This window comes from Cupriavidus sp. 01L43 (genome assembly GCF_056399925.1).
Map to the genome: position 1 here is coordinate 511,610 of NZ_JBFTSH010000002.1, position 14,072 is coordinate 525,681.

The 14,072-nt window shown below is 63.4% G+C and carries 16 protein-coding genes; 7 read left to right on the forward strand and 9 right to left on the reverse strand.

Translation table 11 applies throughout. From position 1 onward, the window contains the following. Positions 1 to 47 precede the first annotated feature (47 nt). Positions 48 to 926 (forward strand): hypothetical protein, encoded by an 879-nt coding sequence (locus AC1DP9_RS05455; RefSeq protein WP_477106808.1) that lies wholly within the window; start codon positions 48 to 50, stop codon positions 924 to 926. After that, positions 923 to 1,432 (forward strand): hypothetical protein, encoded by a 510-nt coding sequence (locus AC1DP9_RS05460; RefSeq protein WP_477106809.1) that lies wholly within the window; start codon positions 923 to 925, stop codon positions 1,430 to 1,432. The genes AC1DP9_RS05455 and AC1DP9_RS05460 overlap by 4 nt, the downstream gene beginning before the upstream one ends. 19 nt (positions 1,433 to 1,451) lie before the next feature. Here AC1DP9_RS05460 and AC1DP9_RS05465 read toward each other — a convergent pair whose 3' ends face one another. Then, the gene (locus AC1DP9_RS05465) at positions 1,452 to 2,198 is read right to left on the reverse strand and encodes a M23 family metallopeptidase (protein WP_092292596.1); all 747 of its coding nucleotides are present in this window, start codon (positions 2,196 to 2,198) and stop codon (positions 1,452 to 1,454) included. A 176-nt stretch (positions 2,199 to 2,374) separates the two neighbouring features. Here AC1DP9_RS05465 and prfB point away from each other — a divergent pair. The 5 genes from prfB to AC1DP9_RS05490 all read left to right on the forward strand — a co-directional run bounded on the left by prfB (position 2,375) and on the right by AC1DP9_RS05490 (position 8,069). Further along, positions 2,375 to 3,479, forward strand: a protein-coding gene (gene prfB, locus AC1DP9_RS05470; protein ID WP_143093866.1) for a peptide chain release factor 2 whose coding sequence is annotated in 2 segments (ribosomal slippage) — positions 2,375 to 2,455 and positions 2,457 to 3,479 — 1,104 coding nt in all. Because the reading frame shifts where the segments join, the coding sequence is not laid out codon by codon here. 109 nt (positions 3,480 to 3,588) lie between these two features. Next, complete coding sequence (locus tag AC1DP9_RS05475; protein WP_477106810.1) at positions 3,589 to 4,347, forward strand: SDR family oxidoreductase; 759 nt, start codon at positions 3,589 to 3,591, stop codon at positions 4,345 to 4,347. 55 nt (positions 4,348 to 4,402) lie between these two features. Continuing rightward, positions 4,403 to 5,935 (forward strand): lysine--tRNA ligase, encoded by a 1,533-nt coding sequence (gene lysS / locus AC1DP9_RS05480; RefSeq protein ID WP_092292589.1) that lies wholly within the window; start codon positions 4,403 to 4,405, stop codon positions 5,933 to 5,935. Positions 5,936 to 6,156: 221 nt separating this feature from the next. Further along, a complete protein-coding gene (locus AC1DP9_RS05485; protein ID WP_441592048.1) occupies positions 6,157 to 6,747 on the forward strand; it encodes a peptidoglycan recognition protein family protein in 591 nt (196 codons plus the stop codon). 626 nt (positions 6,748 to 7,373) lie between these two features. Continuing rightward, positions 7,374 to 8,069 carry a glycine zipper 2TM domain-containing protein gene (locus AC1DP9_RS05490; RefSeq protein ID WP_092292585.1) on the forward strand — a complete coding sequence of 232 codons (696 nt, stop codon included), beginning with the start codon at positions 7,374 to 7,376 and terminating at the stop codon, positions 8,067 to 8,069. A 92-nt stretch (positions 8,070 to 8,161) separates the two neighbouring features. On the opposite strand, the gene iscX is transcribed toward AC1DP9_RS05490, so the two are convergent. From iscX to iscR, 8 genes are all read right to left on the reverse strand, one after another. Further along, positions 8,162 to 8,356, reverse strand: coding sequence for a Fe-S cluster assembly protein IscX (gene iscX / locus AC1DP9_RS05495; protein WP_092292583.1), 195 nt, complete (start codon positions 8,354 to 8,356; stop codon positions 8,162 to 8,164). Position 8,357: 1 nt separating this feature from the next. Further along, positions 8,358 to 8,696 (reverse strand): ISC system 2Fe-2S type ferredoxin, encoded by a 339-nt coding sequence (gene fdx, locus AC1DP9_RS05500; protein ID WP_477106811.1) that lies wholly within the window; start codon positions 8,694 to 8,696, stop codon positions 8,358 to 8,360. Positions 8,697 to 8,733: 37 nt separating this feature from the next. Further along, entirely contained in the window at positions 8,734 to 10,599 is a 1,866-nt protein-coding gene (gene hscA / locus AC1DP9_RS05505; protein WP_092292579.1) for a Fe-S protein assembly chaperone HscA, read from the reverse strand. 78 nt (positions 10,600 to 10,677) lie between these two features. Beyond that, on the reverse strand, positions 10,678 to 11,196 hold the full coding sequence (gene hscB, locus AC1DP9_RS05510; RefSeq protein ID WP_477105044.1) for a Fe-S protein assembly co-chaperone HscB: 519 nt from the start codon (positions 11,194 to 11,196) through the stop codon (positions 10,678 to 10,680). A gap of 86 nt (positions 11,197 to 11,282) precedes the next feature. Then, on the reverse strand, positions 11,283 to 11,603 hold the full coding sequence (gene iscA / locus AC1DP9_RS05515) for an iron-sulfur cluster assembly protein IscA (protein ID WP_092292575.1): 321 nt from the start codon (positions 11,601 to 11,603) through the stop codon (positions 11,283 to 11,285). A 78-nt stretch (positions 11,604 to 11,681) separates the two neighbouring features. Continuing rightward, complete coding sequence (gene iscU / locus AC1DP9_RS05520; protein WP_092292573.1) at positions 11,682 to 12,086, reverse strand: Fe-S cluster assembly scaffold IscU; 405 nt, start codon at positions 12,084 to 12,086, stop codon at positions 11,682 to 11,684. A 54-nt stretch (positions 12,087 to 12,140) separates the two neighbouring features. Continuing rightward, entirely contained in the window at positions 12,141 to 13,364 is a 1,224-nt protein-coding gene (locus AC1DP9_RS05525) for an IscS subfamily cysteine desulfurase (protein ID WP_304441456.1), read from the reverse strand. 69 nt (positions 13,365 to 13,433) lie between these two features. Continuing rightward, complete coding sequence (gene iscR, locus AC1DP9_RS05530) at positions 13,434 to 13,985, reverse strand: Fe-S cluster assembly transcriptional regulator IscR (protein WP_144196102.1); 552 nt, start codon at positions 13,983 to 13,985, stop codon at positions 13,434 to 13,436. Between the last annotated feature and the right edge of the window lie 87 nt (positions 13,986 to 14,072).

Genomic DNA, 14,072 nt, shown 5'->3' on the forward strand with positions numbered 1-14,072 from the left:
TCGCGGGCCTGAACAATGGCCGCTTCCTCCCTCATGGTTGAAGCAATATGGCCAAACTCCTGCGCAGCAACGGCGCGCCACTCGGCGCGCAAATCACCCTCTTTCCGGGGAATCGACTCCAGTTCAAGGTTTCCGGACTCGGTCCACATAGGAAACACCTCGTTCTCCGGAGTACTGACAGCGTCCTAAGCGTCGTGCCGCTAAGGGTCGATGACAGAAGAGCCGAGCAGGTGCTCCGACTGGAAGTGCAGGATCACAGCATCGTCAGCCGACGCGTCGTCCATCTGGACGCTTACGTAACAGACGCACAGGGGCGACTGCAACATAAGGACAGCAATACGGCACGGCTGACCGTGGAGCTTGAGCCGCGACTCAAGCTCCCGGAAGCGGATACCGAGGCAGGGATTCCCGCGCGGATGTTCATTGTCGAGAACGCCGCCCCGAGCCATCCCAAGTTTGTGAGCCTGGATGAGTCGCTGGAGAGCATGCAGTGGATGGTGCACGTACTTCGGAACCGTCTGAAGTTGGGGCCGCAACACTTCTCCGCTCGGGGCGCCTCCACTTTGACCACGCTGATCAAGGCTCAACGACAGGTCGAAGGCTTTGAGCAATATCCACAACTGGCTCCAGCGCAGAACGTCACACTGAACGCCATACTCAATCTGGCGCACGATGGTGCAGACAATCGTTACAGATCTCATCAGATCTTTGTGGAACATGCTATCGCCGTCTCCAAGGGCACGAAGGCCGGCGCCGACCCTTGCCCCAAGAAGCTATACGCATGGAAAACTGAAGGCTCGGATAGCCCAGGGCACAACTTCGTCAAGTTTCGCGCCAAGGGCGGCCAGGACTTCTATACCCTGACCGACGCATTCCTGGCTCAATTGACGCCGAACACCAGCGGAGCACTGGAGGCAAGGCGATGAAGCAACGATTCATCTTGCCCGTGATACTGGCCTTCGCCTGCCTCAGCACCCAGGCAGCAGGCCCGCTGCCGCCTGGCATTGCCGAAGTGGCGAGCAGCCGAATTAAGGTATCAACGAATCCCTATTATCGACAGCCACTCCACGCCATGAAGCATGTTCTATTGAGCTCCGGAAAGAATGGTCGAACCAATCGCTTCTGCGCCGTTGGCTACAAATGGCCAGACGGCACGTCCCAAGCTTGGGTGCTATGGGACGAGGAGCAAACCCTCATGCTATGGCGGGGAAATCTGTATCGGGATATGCGTGACATCGGGTTGACGGCTGCGAATCGCACCTTGAAATTGGGCCGGGACACCGTCCCCACCCCCGCCGACATCAACGGCAGCACCTACCTCGTCACCGAAGCCTGGTGGCGCGCCGTCGCCAATGACTGCCGCAAGCATGGCGAGAAATACGTGATCAAGCCATTCAAGGCGCCCAAACCGAAAGATCCAGGCGCCCAATAGCCTGCCGCAGGCAATCTCCCTACCCGCGCGCCGGCAGGTAGGTGGCTGGATTCACCGGCTTGCCGTTGCCGCGCACCTCGAAGTGCAGTTCGGCCGCGCCGGCCATGCTGCCGATTTCCTGCCCCGTGGTGATGCGGGCGCCTTCCTTGACCAGCGGTTTGTCGAGGTTGCCGTACACGGTCAGCCAGTCGTCGCTGTGCTTCACGATCACCAGCATGCCGTAGCCGCGCAGGGTGCCGACGTGGATGGCCCAGCCGCTGGCGGCAGCGCGGACCTTGCCGTTGGCCGGCACCTCGATCCGCAGGCCCTTCTCGGCCGGCAGGGCGAAGCGGCCCGTCACGCGGCCGTCGGCCGGCCATTGCAGCTTGATGGCGTTGGCCGGCGGGCGCGATGGCGCGGTATCGGCCTGTTTGGCCGAATTTTCAGATTTTTCCGATGATTTGGACGGTGCCGATGCCGACGCTGCCGCCGCCGCGGCTGGCGGCCGCACCCGGATCAGTTGCCCGACCTCGATCTGGTTGGTGTCCGTCAGGTCGTTCCAGCGGGCCAGTTCGGCCACGGAGCGCCGGTTGCGCCGGGCGATCGAGTACATGGTGTCGCCGCGTTCCACGCGGTAGAAACCGTCCGGCGCCGGTTCTGTCGGTGTCGTGCCACAGGCGGCGAGCAGCGTGGCCGTGAGCGTGGCCATCGTTGCCGCGCCAAGGCGGCCCAGCGCGCGGCGGCGGGCCGCGGACACGTCTGGTCTGGCGAAGTTGCTTGCTGTCATGCGTCCGAGTTCACTCCTGTTATTCACCGATATTGTCGCCGAAGTGTTGCCAAGTGGCGCCGCGATCCCCTGGTAGACCGTTCGCATCGCGAACGGTTCGCCACACGCGACGATCCCTCCCGGGATTTACGGCGCCAATCCGCTATAATTCAAGGTTTTGGAAGCGCAGGAACATCATGGAAGCAGAACGCCTCAACGCCATCTCCGGTGCCATCTCCGATCTCCGTTCCCGGACGGAAGATCTACGGGGGTATCTTTGACTACGATGTCAAAGTAGGACGCCTGGACGAAGTCAACGGCGAGCTGGAAGACCCCGAGGTCTGGAACAACCCCAAGCGGGCCCAGGACCTGGGTAAGGAAAAGAAAGCGCTCGAGGCCGTGGTACAGGTCCTCGGCAAGCTGACGGACGACCTGACTGGCGCCGACGAGCTGTTCGAGCTCGCGCGCGAGGAAGGCGACGATGAAACGCTCGAATCCATCGAAACCGACGTCAAGGGCTTCGAGGAGATCGTGGCCGGCATGGAATTCCGCCGCATGTTCTCGGGCGAGATGGACCAGGCCAACGCCTTCATCGACATCCAGGCCGGCGCCGGCGGCACGGAAGCGTGCGACTGGGCGTCGATGCTGCTGCGCCAGTACCTGAAGTACTGCGAGCGCAAGGGCTTCAAGGCCGAGGTGCTCGAAGAGTCCGAGGGCGACGTGGCCGGCATCAAGAGCGCCACCATCAAGATCGAGGGCGACTACGCGTTCGGCTACCTGCGTACCGAGACCGGCGTGCACCGCCTGGTGCGCAAGTCGCCGTTCGATTCGTCGGGCGGCCGCCATACGTCGTTCTCGTCGGTGTTCGTCTACCCCGAGGTGGACGATTCGTTCGAGGTGGAAGTCAATCCGGCCGACCTGCGCGTGGATACCTACCGCGCATCGGGCGCGGGCGGGCAGCACATCAACAAGACCGATTCTGCGGTGCGGATTACCCACATCCCCACCGGCATCGTCGTGCAGTGCCAGAACGACCGTTCGCAGCACCGTAACCGTGCCGAGGCCATGTCGATGCTGAAGTCGCGCCTGTACGAGCATGAGATGCGCAAGCGTCAGGCCGAGGCCGACAAGCTCGAAGCCGGCAAGACCGATGTGGGCTGGGGCCACCAGATCCGCTCGTATGTGCTGGACCAGAGCCGGATCAAGGACCTGCGCACCAATGTGGAAATGTCCAACACCCAGAAGGTGCTGGACGGCGACCTCGATCCGTTCATCGAGGCCAGCCTGAAACAGGGCCTGTAAGCAGACCGGCGCGCCGCCCCCGGGGTGGCGCGCCGGTTTCCGCCGGCCAACTTCGACGCATTCCGCTTCAACTTCGAACCACCAAGACCACCAGGACATCCGGGGCACCATGAGCGCAGGTATCCATCTCTATATCGTCACGGGCGCATCGCGCGGCCTGGGCGCGGCACTGACCCGCGCGTTGCTGAAACCGGGCAACCGGGTGATCTGCGTGGCGCGCAGCCGCAGCCCCGAACTGGAGGCGGATATCGCCGCCAGCGGCGTGCCGGTGGCCTGGCACCTGCAGGACCTGTCCCAGCCCAGCGCGGCCGCCGGCTGGCTGGGCAGCGTGCTTGATGCCGTGGACGATGCCCCGGCCAGCGTGACGCTGATCCTCAATGCCGGCGTGGTAGAGCCGATTGGCCCGATCACGGCGCTGCACGAGACCACGCTCATCCCCCATCTGCTGACCAACCTGGCCACGCCGATGACCATGACTGGCGCGTTCATCGAGCATACTGCCCGCTTTGACTGCGCGCGCAAGGTGCTGGCGATCTCGTCGGGCGCCGCGCGCAACCCGGTGCCGGGCTGGAGCGCCTATTGCGCCGGCAAGGCCGCGCTCGACATGTTCATCCGCTCGGTTAACGCCGAGTACGCGAGCGTGCCGGAGCCGCGCGCGGTGCGCGCCGTGGCGCTGGCGCCGGGCGTGGTCGATACCGACATGCAGGAAACCATCCGCGGTGCGGACTTCGCGGCCGTGCAGCGCTTCCGCGATCTCAAGGCCAACGACCAGCTCGCCTCGCCCGAAGACACGGCGCGGCGCATCGTGGCTTACCTGGATCGTCCCGACTTCGGCAAGACCGAACTCGACGACATCCGCAATTACTGAACCGAACTGAACCGAACCGCGCCGGCGCCAAGCCGGAGCGATCCACCGACACATCATGACCGAACCGACCCGCGCCCCAGCCGCCGATACGCCTGCCGCCGACGAGAACAAGATCATCGCGGAGCGGCGCGAGAAACTGCAGGCCCTGCGCCAGCAAGGCGTGGCCTTCCCCAACGACTTCCGCCCGACGCATCAGGCCGCCGCGCTCCACGCCGAGCACGGCGAGACCGACCAGGCCACGCTGGAAGCGCAGCCCGTGGAAGTGGCCATCGCCGGCCGGATGATGCTCAAGCGCGTGATGGGCAAGGCCAGCTTTGCGACCGTGCAGGACGGCAGCGGCCAGATCCAGTTCTACGTCACGCGTGACAAGGTGGGCGAAGACGTCTACGCCGCGTTCAAGCACTGGGACCTGGGCGACATCATCAGCGCGCGCGGCGAGCTGTTCCGCACCAACAAGGGTGAGCTGTCGGTGCAGGTGCGCGAACTACGCCTGCTGTCGAAGTCGCTGCGCCCGCTGCCGGACAAGTTCCACGGCCTGGCCGACCAGGAGACCAAGTACCGCCAGCGCTATGTGGACCTGATCGTCTCGCCCGAGACACGCGCCACGTTCCGGGCTCGTACAAACGCCATTTCGTCGCTGCGCCGCCATATGGCCGACGCCGGTTTCATGGAAGTGGAAACGCCGATGCTGCACCCGATTCCGGGCGGTGCGGCGGCCAAGCCTTTCATTACGCACCACAACGCGCTGGACATGCAGATGTTCCTGCGCATCGCGCCCGAGCTGTATCTGAAGCGCCTGGTCGTCGGCGGCTTCGAGCGCGTGTTCGAGATCAATCGTAATTTCCGTAACGAAGGGGTGAGCCCGCGCCACAACCCCGAGTTCACGATGATGGAGTTCTACGCGGCCTACACGGACTACCGCTGGCTGATGGACTTCACCGAGAACCTGATCCGCCAGGCGGCCATCGATGCGCGCGGCAGCGCCACGGTGACCTACCAGGGCCGCGAGTTGGATCTCGCCAAGCCGTTCCATCGCCTGACGATCTGCCAGGCGATCCAGAAGTTCGCGCCCGAGTACACCGACGCGCAACTGACCGATGCCGATTTCCTGCGCACCGAACTGAAGAAATTTGGCGTGAATACGAGCGCGCCGCAGTTCCTGAACGCCGGCCTCGGCACGCTGCAGCTGGTGCTGTTTGAGGAAACGGCCGAGAGCCAACTGTGGGAGCCGACCTTTATCGTCGATTACCCCGTCGAAGTGTCGCCGCTGGCGCGCGCCTCGGACACGTTGCCGGGCATCACCGAGCGTTTCGAGCTGTTCATCACGGGCCGCGAGATCGCTAACGGCTTCTCGGAATTGAACGATGCCGAGGATCAGGCTGACCGCTTCCGCAAGCAGGTGGAGCAGAAGGACGCCGGCGACGAGGAAGCGATGTACTTCGACGCCGACTACATCCGCGCGCTCGAGTACGGCATGCCTCCGACGGGTGGCTGCGGCATCGGCATCGACCGTCTGGTGATGCTGCTGACCGACAGCCCGAACATCCGCGACGTCATCCTGTTCCCGCACCTGCGCCGCGAGGACTGAACCGCAGGTACGCACCCAGACAACCCACCRCATGCGTGGCAGGTGGCAGACCACTGACAAACCCCACACTTTTTCGAGTGTGGGGTTTGTCTTTGTGGCGACCGAAATGCGAACGTCTCTGTACCCGCGGTTTAAGGAATCAGCGATTGTTTCCCTGTGTTCGCTCCTGCTAGGTTGATGGCCGCCCCCAGTTGATAAGGGCGACCTAACCAGGAGCGAGGATGCTATTTATTACGAAGCAAGGGCATGTCGACGCGGAGCGAGTGAGGGTGAAGATTTTCCCGAAGATCGAGCGCGGACCGATGGATACCGTAAATGGGATCGTTGTACACCAGACAAGCGCCCCGGAGTCGTCCCATACATTTAACAGCTATGGCGATGTTGCGGCCAATGGCGCTCACTTCTTGATAGACAAGGACGGCATCATCTATCAAACCGCATCCTTGCGGAGAGTGACGAATCACGTCGGACGACTCCGGTCGCGCTGCATTTTGACCAAACAGTGCTCTCCCATCGAGCTAGACAAGATATCCAAGCTCGGAACTGGTGCGCTACATCGACACGAAGTAAAGAAAAAATGGCCCAACCGATTTCCATCCAATCATGACTCGATAGGCATAGAGCTGGTAGGCATGGCCATCGGACCCAAGAACAAGGAAGTTTACGAGGATGTAACTGCCGCTCAAAACTCTTCATTGGACTGGCTGATCTCAGAGCTCATGGACACCTTTGCGGTGGCGGCGCGGGAAGTCTATCGGCACCCCGATATTTCCTACAAGAACCTGACCGAAGCGAGGACCGCAAAATGGTGAGATCAAGAACTCTTCCCCTCTTGAGATCCGCTGCCTTTGTTTTGCTGTGCATGACGGCCGCGCTTTGCTCAGCCAGAGATGTCAGAAAAGTGGTGATTGAAGAAGTCGGCCAATCGCTACCAGATGGAGATCCGCGGACAGCCGAGCTATGCAAGAGATTCCGGCCAACGGTGACGCAGGTAAAGAACTTCTTTTCCAAGATATACCCTGTCCAGGCGCGCATGGTGCTCCACGACTACTACTCCCCATGTTATGCCACGGGCACCGTCGTGTTCGGGGACAGCAGTACCGGGGCGTGGAGCCTATATTCCGGCGGGACGGCAACACTGGTATGGACGCACGGAGGCGATAAGGTCTACGTCTACTATGGAAAGAACAAATGGTACGACCCCTTCGCATGTACTTACGGGCTTGAGGATGAGGGAAAATGTTAGAGGGAGCGCCCGCTTCCATGAGCCAATTTGTTACTGGAGCGCCTGTAGGACGCACTCCGATAGCGCGACAAACCTATGATTGACAAGGGTTTTCCGCGCTACGAATGCTTACAAAATCGAACGGCAATCGGGGCGCGATTCGGCCACACTTGGGGTATCGACCGGCAAGTCCGGTCACCCGGAGAACAACAAATGCAGCACCCCACTCCCGCTACCGCCCATCCGTCGAATTCGCCCACCCCGCCGCTGCCGCCCCAGCGCCGCCTGCACCCGCTGGTCGGCGCCGCGGCAGTCGCCGTAGTGGTGGCCAGCCTGACCGCGGTGGCGGCCGTGACCGGCGTGTTGCCGCTCACGAAGGCGAACCAGGGGCCAGCCGACTACCCGGCCCCGGTCGCCACCCAGTCCATTACCCCCCCGCCGGGTTCGACCACCCGCCCGCCGGCTTATGACGCCCAACAGGCTCAACAGGCCCAGCAATCCCAACAATCCCAGCAGGCGCGTAACGAGCCGCCCGCGCAGCAGGCTCAGGCCGAGGAGCGTCCCGCCACCCGGCCCAGCCATACGGCTGGCCGCGTCACGGCCGTGAGCGTCGTGGAATCGGAGAAGCCCACCAGCGGCGTGGGCGCGGTCGGCGGCGCCGTGGTGGGCGGCCTGCTCGGCAACCAGATCGGCAGCGGCAACGGCCGGATTCTCGGCACCGTAGCCGGTGCGGCGGCGGGCGGTTACGCCGGCAACGTGGTCGAGAAGCACGTGAACAAGGACAAGGCCTACCGCGTCAGCGTGCAGATGGACGATGGCACGCGCCGTACCTTCACCTACAAGAACCCGCCGGGGGTCGATGTGGGCCAGCGTGTCCACATGGAACGTGGCGTGCTGGTAACGGGGTAAGCGGGGGTAAGCGCTTCCCCTGGGAAAGCGAAACGGCCGCGCTGGTGGATGCCAGCGCGGCCGTTTTTCATCGATCTACGATAGGTGCAGCCTTACGCCGCTTCCTCGATCCACGCAGCCTGGATCGCCTCGAGAATCTTCTCACCCGAGCGCTCGGGCAGGTCGTCGAAGCCGTCCAGTTCAAGGACCCACTGGCGCAGTTGCGTGAAGCGGACCGTCACTGGGTCCACCTCGGGGTACTTGTCGTAGAGCGCCGCGGCGATGTCGAAGGTGTCAGTCCATTTCATCTCAGTGGCCTTCCTTGGCGTGGTTGATCGTGTATTTTGGAATTTCTACGGTCAGATCCGCGTCCGCCACCAGCGCCTGGCAAGACAGGCGCGAGTTCGGCTCCAGGCCCCAGGCCTTGTCGAGCAGGTCTTCTTCCTTTTCCTCGGCGTCTTCCAGCGAATGGAAGCCTTCGCGCACTACCACGTGGCACGTGGTGCAGGCGCAAGACTTCTCGCAGGCGTGCTCGATGTTGATGCCCTGGCTCAGCAGCGCGTCGCAAATGCTGGTGCCCTGGGGTGCCTCGAACACGGCCCCCTCGGGGCACAGTTCCACGTGAGGCAATACGATGATTTGTGCCATGTCTGTCCTGGTATGACTATTCTCAATTCGGTGCGGCTCAGCCGAGCTCCTGCACCTTGCGCCCCGCCAGCGCGCTCTTGATCGAGCGGTCCATGCGGCGTGCGGCAAATTCGTCCGTGCCATGCGACAACCGCTCCACGGCGGTCTTGATCGCGTGGTGGTCGTCGCCTGTTGCAATCTGTCGCACATTGGCCATCAGCACTTCCACGCTCGCGCGCTCCTCGGCGGTCAGCAGGTCGCCGTCCACCTCGAGCGCGCGCGTGGTGGCTTCCACCAGCCGTTCGGCTTCCACGCGTTCCTCGGCCAGCGCGCGGGTCTTCATGTCGTGCTCGGCCTCGCGGAAGCTGTCCTGCAGCATGCGCGCGATGTCGTCGTCAGCCAGGCCGTAGGACGGCTTGACCGAGACTGACGCCTCCACGCCCGAGTGCATCTCGCGCGCGGCCACCGACAGCAGGCCGTCGGCATCCACCTGATAGGTCACGCGGATCCGCGCGGCACCGGCCACCATCGGCGGAATGCCGCGCAGCTCGAAGCGCGCCAGCGAGCGGCAATCGCTCGCCAATTCGCGCTCGCCCTGAAGCACGTGGATCGCGATCGCGGTCTGGCCGTCCTTGAACGTCGTGAATTCCTGGGCGCGTGCCACGGGAATCGTGCTGTTGCGCGGGATGATCTTCTCGACCAGTCCGCCCATCGTTTCCACGCCCAGCGAGAGCGGAATCACGTCGAGCAGCAGCCAGTCCTCGCCGGGCGCGTGGTTGCCGGCCAGCAGGTTGGCCTGCATGGCGGCGCCGAGGGCCACAACCTTGTCCGGATCGAGGTTGGTCAGCGGCGTCTGGCCGAAGTAGTCGCCCACAGCCTTGCGGATCGACGGCATGCGCGTGGCACCGCCCACCAGCACGACGCCCTTCACGTCCTGCGTCTCGACGCCGGCATCGCGCAGCGCCTTCCGCGCCGGCGCCAGCGTTTTCTGCACCAGATGCTTCGTAATATCGTTGAAAACCGAGGCGGACAGCGGCAGGTGAACGATCTCGCCACTGGCCAGCACCGCGTCGATCACCGTGCTGTCGCTCTCGGACAAGGCTTCCTTGGCGGCACGGGCGCGCACCATCAGCAGCCGGGTGTCTTCGGCGGACAGCGGCTGCAGGCCGGCCTGTTCCACGATCCAGCACAGCAGGCGCTGATCGAAATCGTCACCACCAAGCGCGGAGTCACCGCCGGTGGACATCACTTCGAACACGCCCTTGGTCAGCTTGAGCACGGAGATGTCGAAGGTGCCGCCGCCGAGATCGTAAACCGCGTAAATCCCTTCGGCCGCGTTGTCGAGGCCGTAGGCAATGGCCGCCGCGGTCGGCTCGTTGAGCAGGCGCAGCACCTCCAGGCCGGCCAGTTGGGCCGCGTCCTTGGTGGCCTGGCGCTGGGCGTCATCGAAATAGGCCGGCACCGTGATCACGGCGCCGACGAGATCGTCGCCAAGCGAATCCTCGGCGCGCTGACGCAGCGTCGCCAGGATCTCGGCCGACACCTCCACCGGGCTCTTCACCCCGGCGGCAGTCTTGATCTGCACCATGCCCGGCGCATCGACGAAGTCGTACGGGCTGTGCTCGATATTGGCCACGTCGCGCAGGCCACGGCCCATGAAACGCTTGACGGAGACGATGGTGTTCTTGGGATCGCGCACGGCTTCGTCCTGCGCGCGATAGCCGATGTGGGCCGTACGGTCCGGCAGGTAGCGCACGACCGAGGGCAGCAGCGGACGGCCGCGCTCGTCGGACAACACTTCGGGAATGCTGTTGCGCACGGCAGCCACCAGCGAGTTGGTGGTGCCAAGGTCGATACCGACTGCCAGGCGCCGCTGGTGCGGGGCCGGCGACATGCCGGGTTCGGAAATCTGGAGCAGTGCCATGATGATTCTTCGCGTGTTCTTGTGGGGCGATGTCCGGACTTCGCCGGGGAGGACCGTGCCGGGAGACTGGCGATTCGCCTAGTTTTCCAGCCGGTCGATCGCCTCGCTGGCGTCGTGTTCGATCTTCTCGATAAACATCAATTGCCGCGCCGCAGCGCCGGCTGCCTCATTGCTGCCGGCATCGAGCAGCGCGCCGAGCGCCTCCAGGCGCTCGCGCCGTTCCTGGCGCAGGTCGCGCAGCAGGCCGTCGAGCCGGTCCGTTGCGCGGTCTTCCACCGCTTCCTGCAGCGCCTCGCGCCATTCCATCTGCTGCATCAGGAAGGCCGGGGCCATGGCGGTATTGTTCTCCGCCTGGATGTCCACGCCGCGCAGCGTGAGCAGGTAGATGGCGCGCTTCAGCGGCTGGCGCAGCGTGCGATAGGCTTCGTTGGCGTGCGCGGCCCATTGCATCGCCACGCGCCGCTCGGCGTCGCCGGCGTTGGCAAAGCGGTCCGGATGGGCCTGAGACTGCACGGTGCGGTAGGCTTCATCGAGTGATGCTTGATCCACACCGAAGCGCACCGGCAAGCCGAACAGCGAGAAAAAATCGTCTTTCAAAACCTTCCCCAACAAAAAGGAGCGGCCACGCCGCCCCCCTTTCGCACTTCATTGCACTTCAGCGCACTTCAGCACGTCGCCGGATATCAGACCCGGAACGACTCGCCGCAGCCGCACTCGTCCTTGACGTTCGGGTTGTTGAAGCGGAAACCCTCGTTCAACCCTTCGCGTGCGAAGTCCAGTTCAGTGCCGTCGATGTACGGCAGACTTTTCGGGTCGACGATCACCTTGAGGCCCCGCGTCTCGAAGACCTGGTCCTCGGGTAGCACTTCGTCCACGTATTCAAGCTTGTACGCCAGGCCGGAGCAGCCGGTGGTCTTCACACCCACGCGCAGGCCCACGCCCTTGCCGCGGCGTTCCAGGTAGCGGGCGACGTGCTTCGCCGCCTTTTCGGTCATTGTGATCATCGTTGCCTTGCTGTCAGACACCGCGTCCGGCCAATGCGCCGGGCGCGGCAGTTTCCAACGAAAAAGCCAGTCCGCCGATCAGGCAGCCTGCTGCGCGGCGGGAACGCCGTGCTTCTTCTTGTAGTCGTCGACCGCCGCCTTGATGGCGTCCTCGGCCAGGATCGAGCAGTGGATCTTCACCGGCGGCAGCGCCAGTTCCTCGGCGATGTGCGTGTTCTTGATCTCAAGGGCCTGGTCGACGGTCTTGCCCTTGACCCATTCGGTCACCAGCGACGACGACGCGATGGCCGAGCCGCAACCGTAAGTCTTGAACTTGGCGTCTTCGATCACGCCCGCCTCATTCACCTTGATCTGCAGCTTCATCACGTCGCCGCAGGCCGGAGCGCCGACCATGCCGGTGCCCACCGCGTCGTCGTTCTTGTCGAACGAACCGACGTTGCGCGGATTTTCATAGTGGTCGAGAACCTTGTTGCTGTAAGACATTTTGGCTACCTCTGACGAATCTTGAATGGGGGTCGTTATTGTTTTGGGCGCTGCTCAGTGGGCGGCCCACTGGATCGAGTTCAGGTCGACACCGTCCTTGAACATTTCCCACAGCGGCGACAGGTCGCGCAGCTTGCCGATCTTGTTCTTCAGCAGTTCGATCGTGTAGTCGATCTCCTGCTCGGTGGTGAAGCGGCCCACCGTGAAACGGATGGAGCTGTGCGCCAGTTCGTCGTTACGGCCCAGGGCGCGCAGTACGTACGACGGCTCCAGCGAGGCCGACGTGCAGGCCGAGCCCGACGACACGGCCACGTCCTTGATCGCCATGATCAGGGACTCGCCTTCCACGAAGTTGAAGCTCACGTTCAGGTTGTGCGGCACGCGGTGTTCCAGCGAGCCGTTCAGGTACACCTCTTCCATGCCCGACAGGCCGCGCCACAGGCGGTCACGCAGCATGCGGATCCGTTCGTTCTCGGTGGCCATTTCCTCGCGGGCCAGGCGGAACGCTTCGCCCATGCCGACGATCTGGTGCGTGGCCAGCGTGCCCGAACGCATGCCGCGCTCGTGACCACCGCCGTGCATTTGCGCCTCAATCCGCACACGCGGCTTGCGACGTACATACAGCGCGCCCACGCCCTTCGGGCCGTAGGTCTTGTGGGCCGAGAACGACATCAGGTCGCACTTCAGCGTGTTCAGGTCGATGGTGACCTTGCCGGTGGCCTGGGCCGCATCGCAATGGAAGATGATGCCCTTGGCGCGGCAAATTTCGCCGATCTGCGCCACGTCCTGGATCACGCCGATCTCGTTGTTCACCAGCATCACCGACACCAGGATCGTATCCGGGCGAATCGCCTGCTGGAACACGTCCATGTCGATCAGGCCGTCGTCCTTGACGTCGAGGTAGGTCACCTCGAAGCCCTGGCGTTCGAGCTCGCGGGTGGTGTCCAGCACCGCCTTGTGCTCGGTCTTCACCGTAATCAGATGCTTGCCCTTGCCCGAGTAGAAGTTCGCGGCACCCTTGATGGCCAGGTTGTTCGACTCGGTTGCGCCCGACGTCCACACGATCTCGCGCGGATCGGCGCCCACCAGCGCGGCCACCTGCTCACGCGCTTCTTCGACCGCGCGCTCGGCTTCCCAGCCATAGGCGTGGCTACGCGAGGCCGGATTGCCGAACTGCTCGCGCAGGTACGGAATCATCTTGTCGGCTACGCGCGGGTCCACCGGCGTCGTGGCCGAATAATCCATGTAGATGGGGAAATGTGGGGTGCTCATCGTTATGACTGCCTTATAGGGACCGCTAATCGCTTACTGTCTACCGATAGTTTAAACCAACTATCTGAAATCTGCTCAGGACTGCGCGAGGCTGAACACCGAGTTCACCACGCGGGGGCGCGCCGGCTTTTCCTGCTTCTCGGCCTTGCTGCGCGTCACCGGCACGGGCTGCGCGGCGTCTTCGCGCATGTCGTGCAGCACCGCCGGCTGGCGGGCGCGCTGCTGGTCAACGAGGTTCTTCAGGGAGACGGAGTCGAGGTACTCGACCATCTTCTGGTTCAGCGTGGCCCACAGCTCGTGGGTCATGCATCGCCCGGATCCGTCATCTCCGTTACAATTGCCCTTCCCGCCGCACTGCGTGGCGTCCAGTGGCTCGTCCACGGCGATGATGATGTCCGCCACGGTGACGTCCTCGGCCTTGCGGGCGAGGCTGTAGCCACCCCCCGGACCGCGCACGCTTTCCACGATCTCGTGCCGGCGCAGCTTGCCAAACAGCTGCTCCAGGTAGGACAGAGAGATTTTCTGGCGCTGGCTGATGCCAGCGAGCGTGACGGGCCCCTGATCCTGGCGCATGGCCAAGTCGATCATGGCGGTTACCGCAAAACGGCCTTTGGTGGTCAGTCTCATGATGCTCGGGGAGAAGGAAATACTTGATCGTTTCGCTCAAGTATAAATTTATCCGACCAAATCAGTCAAGTACCCCTGCTGCAGTGC

Excerpts from the sequence above, each read along its gene's own strand:
- iscX (WP_092292583.1), bottom strand. The coding sequence starts at position 8,356 with ATGAAATGGACTGACACCTTCGACATCGCCGCGGCGCTCTACGACAAG.
- AC1DP9_RS05465 (WP_092292596.1), bottom strand. The coding sequence starts at position 2,198 with ATGACAGCAAGCAACTTCGCCAGACCAGACGTGTCCGCGGCCCGCCGC.
- fdx (WP_477106811.1), bottom strand. The coding sequence starts at position 8,696 with ATGGCACAAATCATCGTATTGCCTCACGTGGAACTGTGCCCCGAGGGG.
- hscA (WP_092292579.1), bottom strand. The coding sequence starts at position 10,599 with ATGGCACTGCTCCAGATTTCCGAACCCGGCATGTCGCCGGCCCCGCAC.
- AC1DP9_RS05475 (WP_477106810.1), top strand. The coding sequence starts at position 3,589 with ATGAGCGCAGGTATCCATCTCTATATCGTCACGGGCGCATCGCGCGGC.
- AC1DP9_RS05455 (WP_477106808.1), top strand. The coding sequence starts at position 48 with ATGGCCAAACTCCTGCGCAGCAACGGCGCGCCACTCGGCGCGCAAATC.
- AC1DP9_RS05485 (WP_441592048.1), top strand. The coding sequence starts at position 6,157 with ATGCTATTTATTACGAAGCAAGGGCATGTCGACGCGGAGCGAGTGAGG.
- iscU (WP_092292573.1), bottom strand. The coding sequence starts at position 12,086 with ATGTCTTACAGCAACAAGGTTCTCGACCACTATGAAAATCCGCGCAAC.
- AC1DP9_RS05490 (WP_092292585.1), top strand. The coding sequence starts at position 7,374 with ATGCAGCACCCCACTCCCGCTACCGCCCATCCGTCGAATTCGCCCACC.
- AC1DP9_RS05460 (WP_477106809.1), top strand. The coding sequence starts at position 923 with ATGAAGCAACGATTCATCTTGCCCGTGATACTGGCCTTCGCCTGCCTC.
- iscA (WP_092292575.1), bottom strand. The coding sequence starts at position 11,603 with ATGATCACAATGACCGAAAAGGCGGCGAAGCACGTCGCCCGCTACCTG.
- lysS (WP_092292589.1), top strand. The coding sequence starts at position 4,403 with ATGACCGAACCGACCCGCGCCCCAGCCGCCGATACGCCTGCCGCCGAC.
- iscR (WP_144196102.1), bottom strand. The coding sequence starts at position 13,985 with ATGAGACTGACCACCAAAGGCCGTTTTGCGGTAACCGCCATGATCGAC.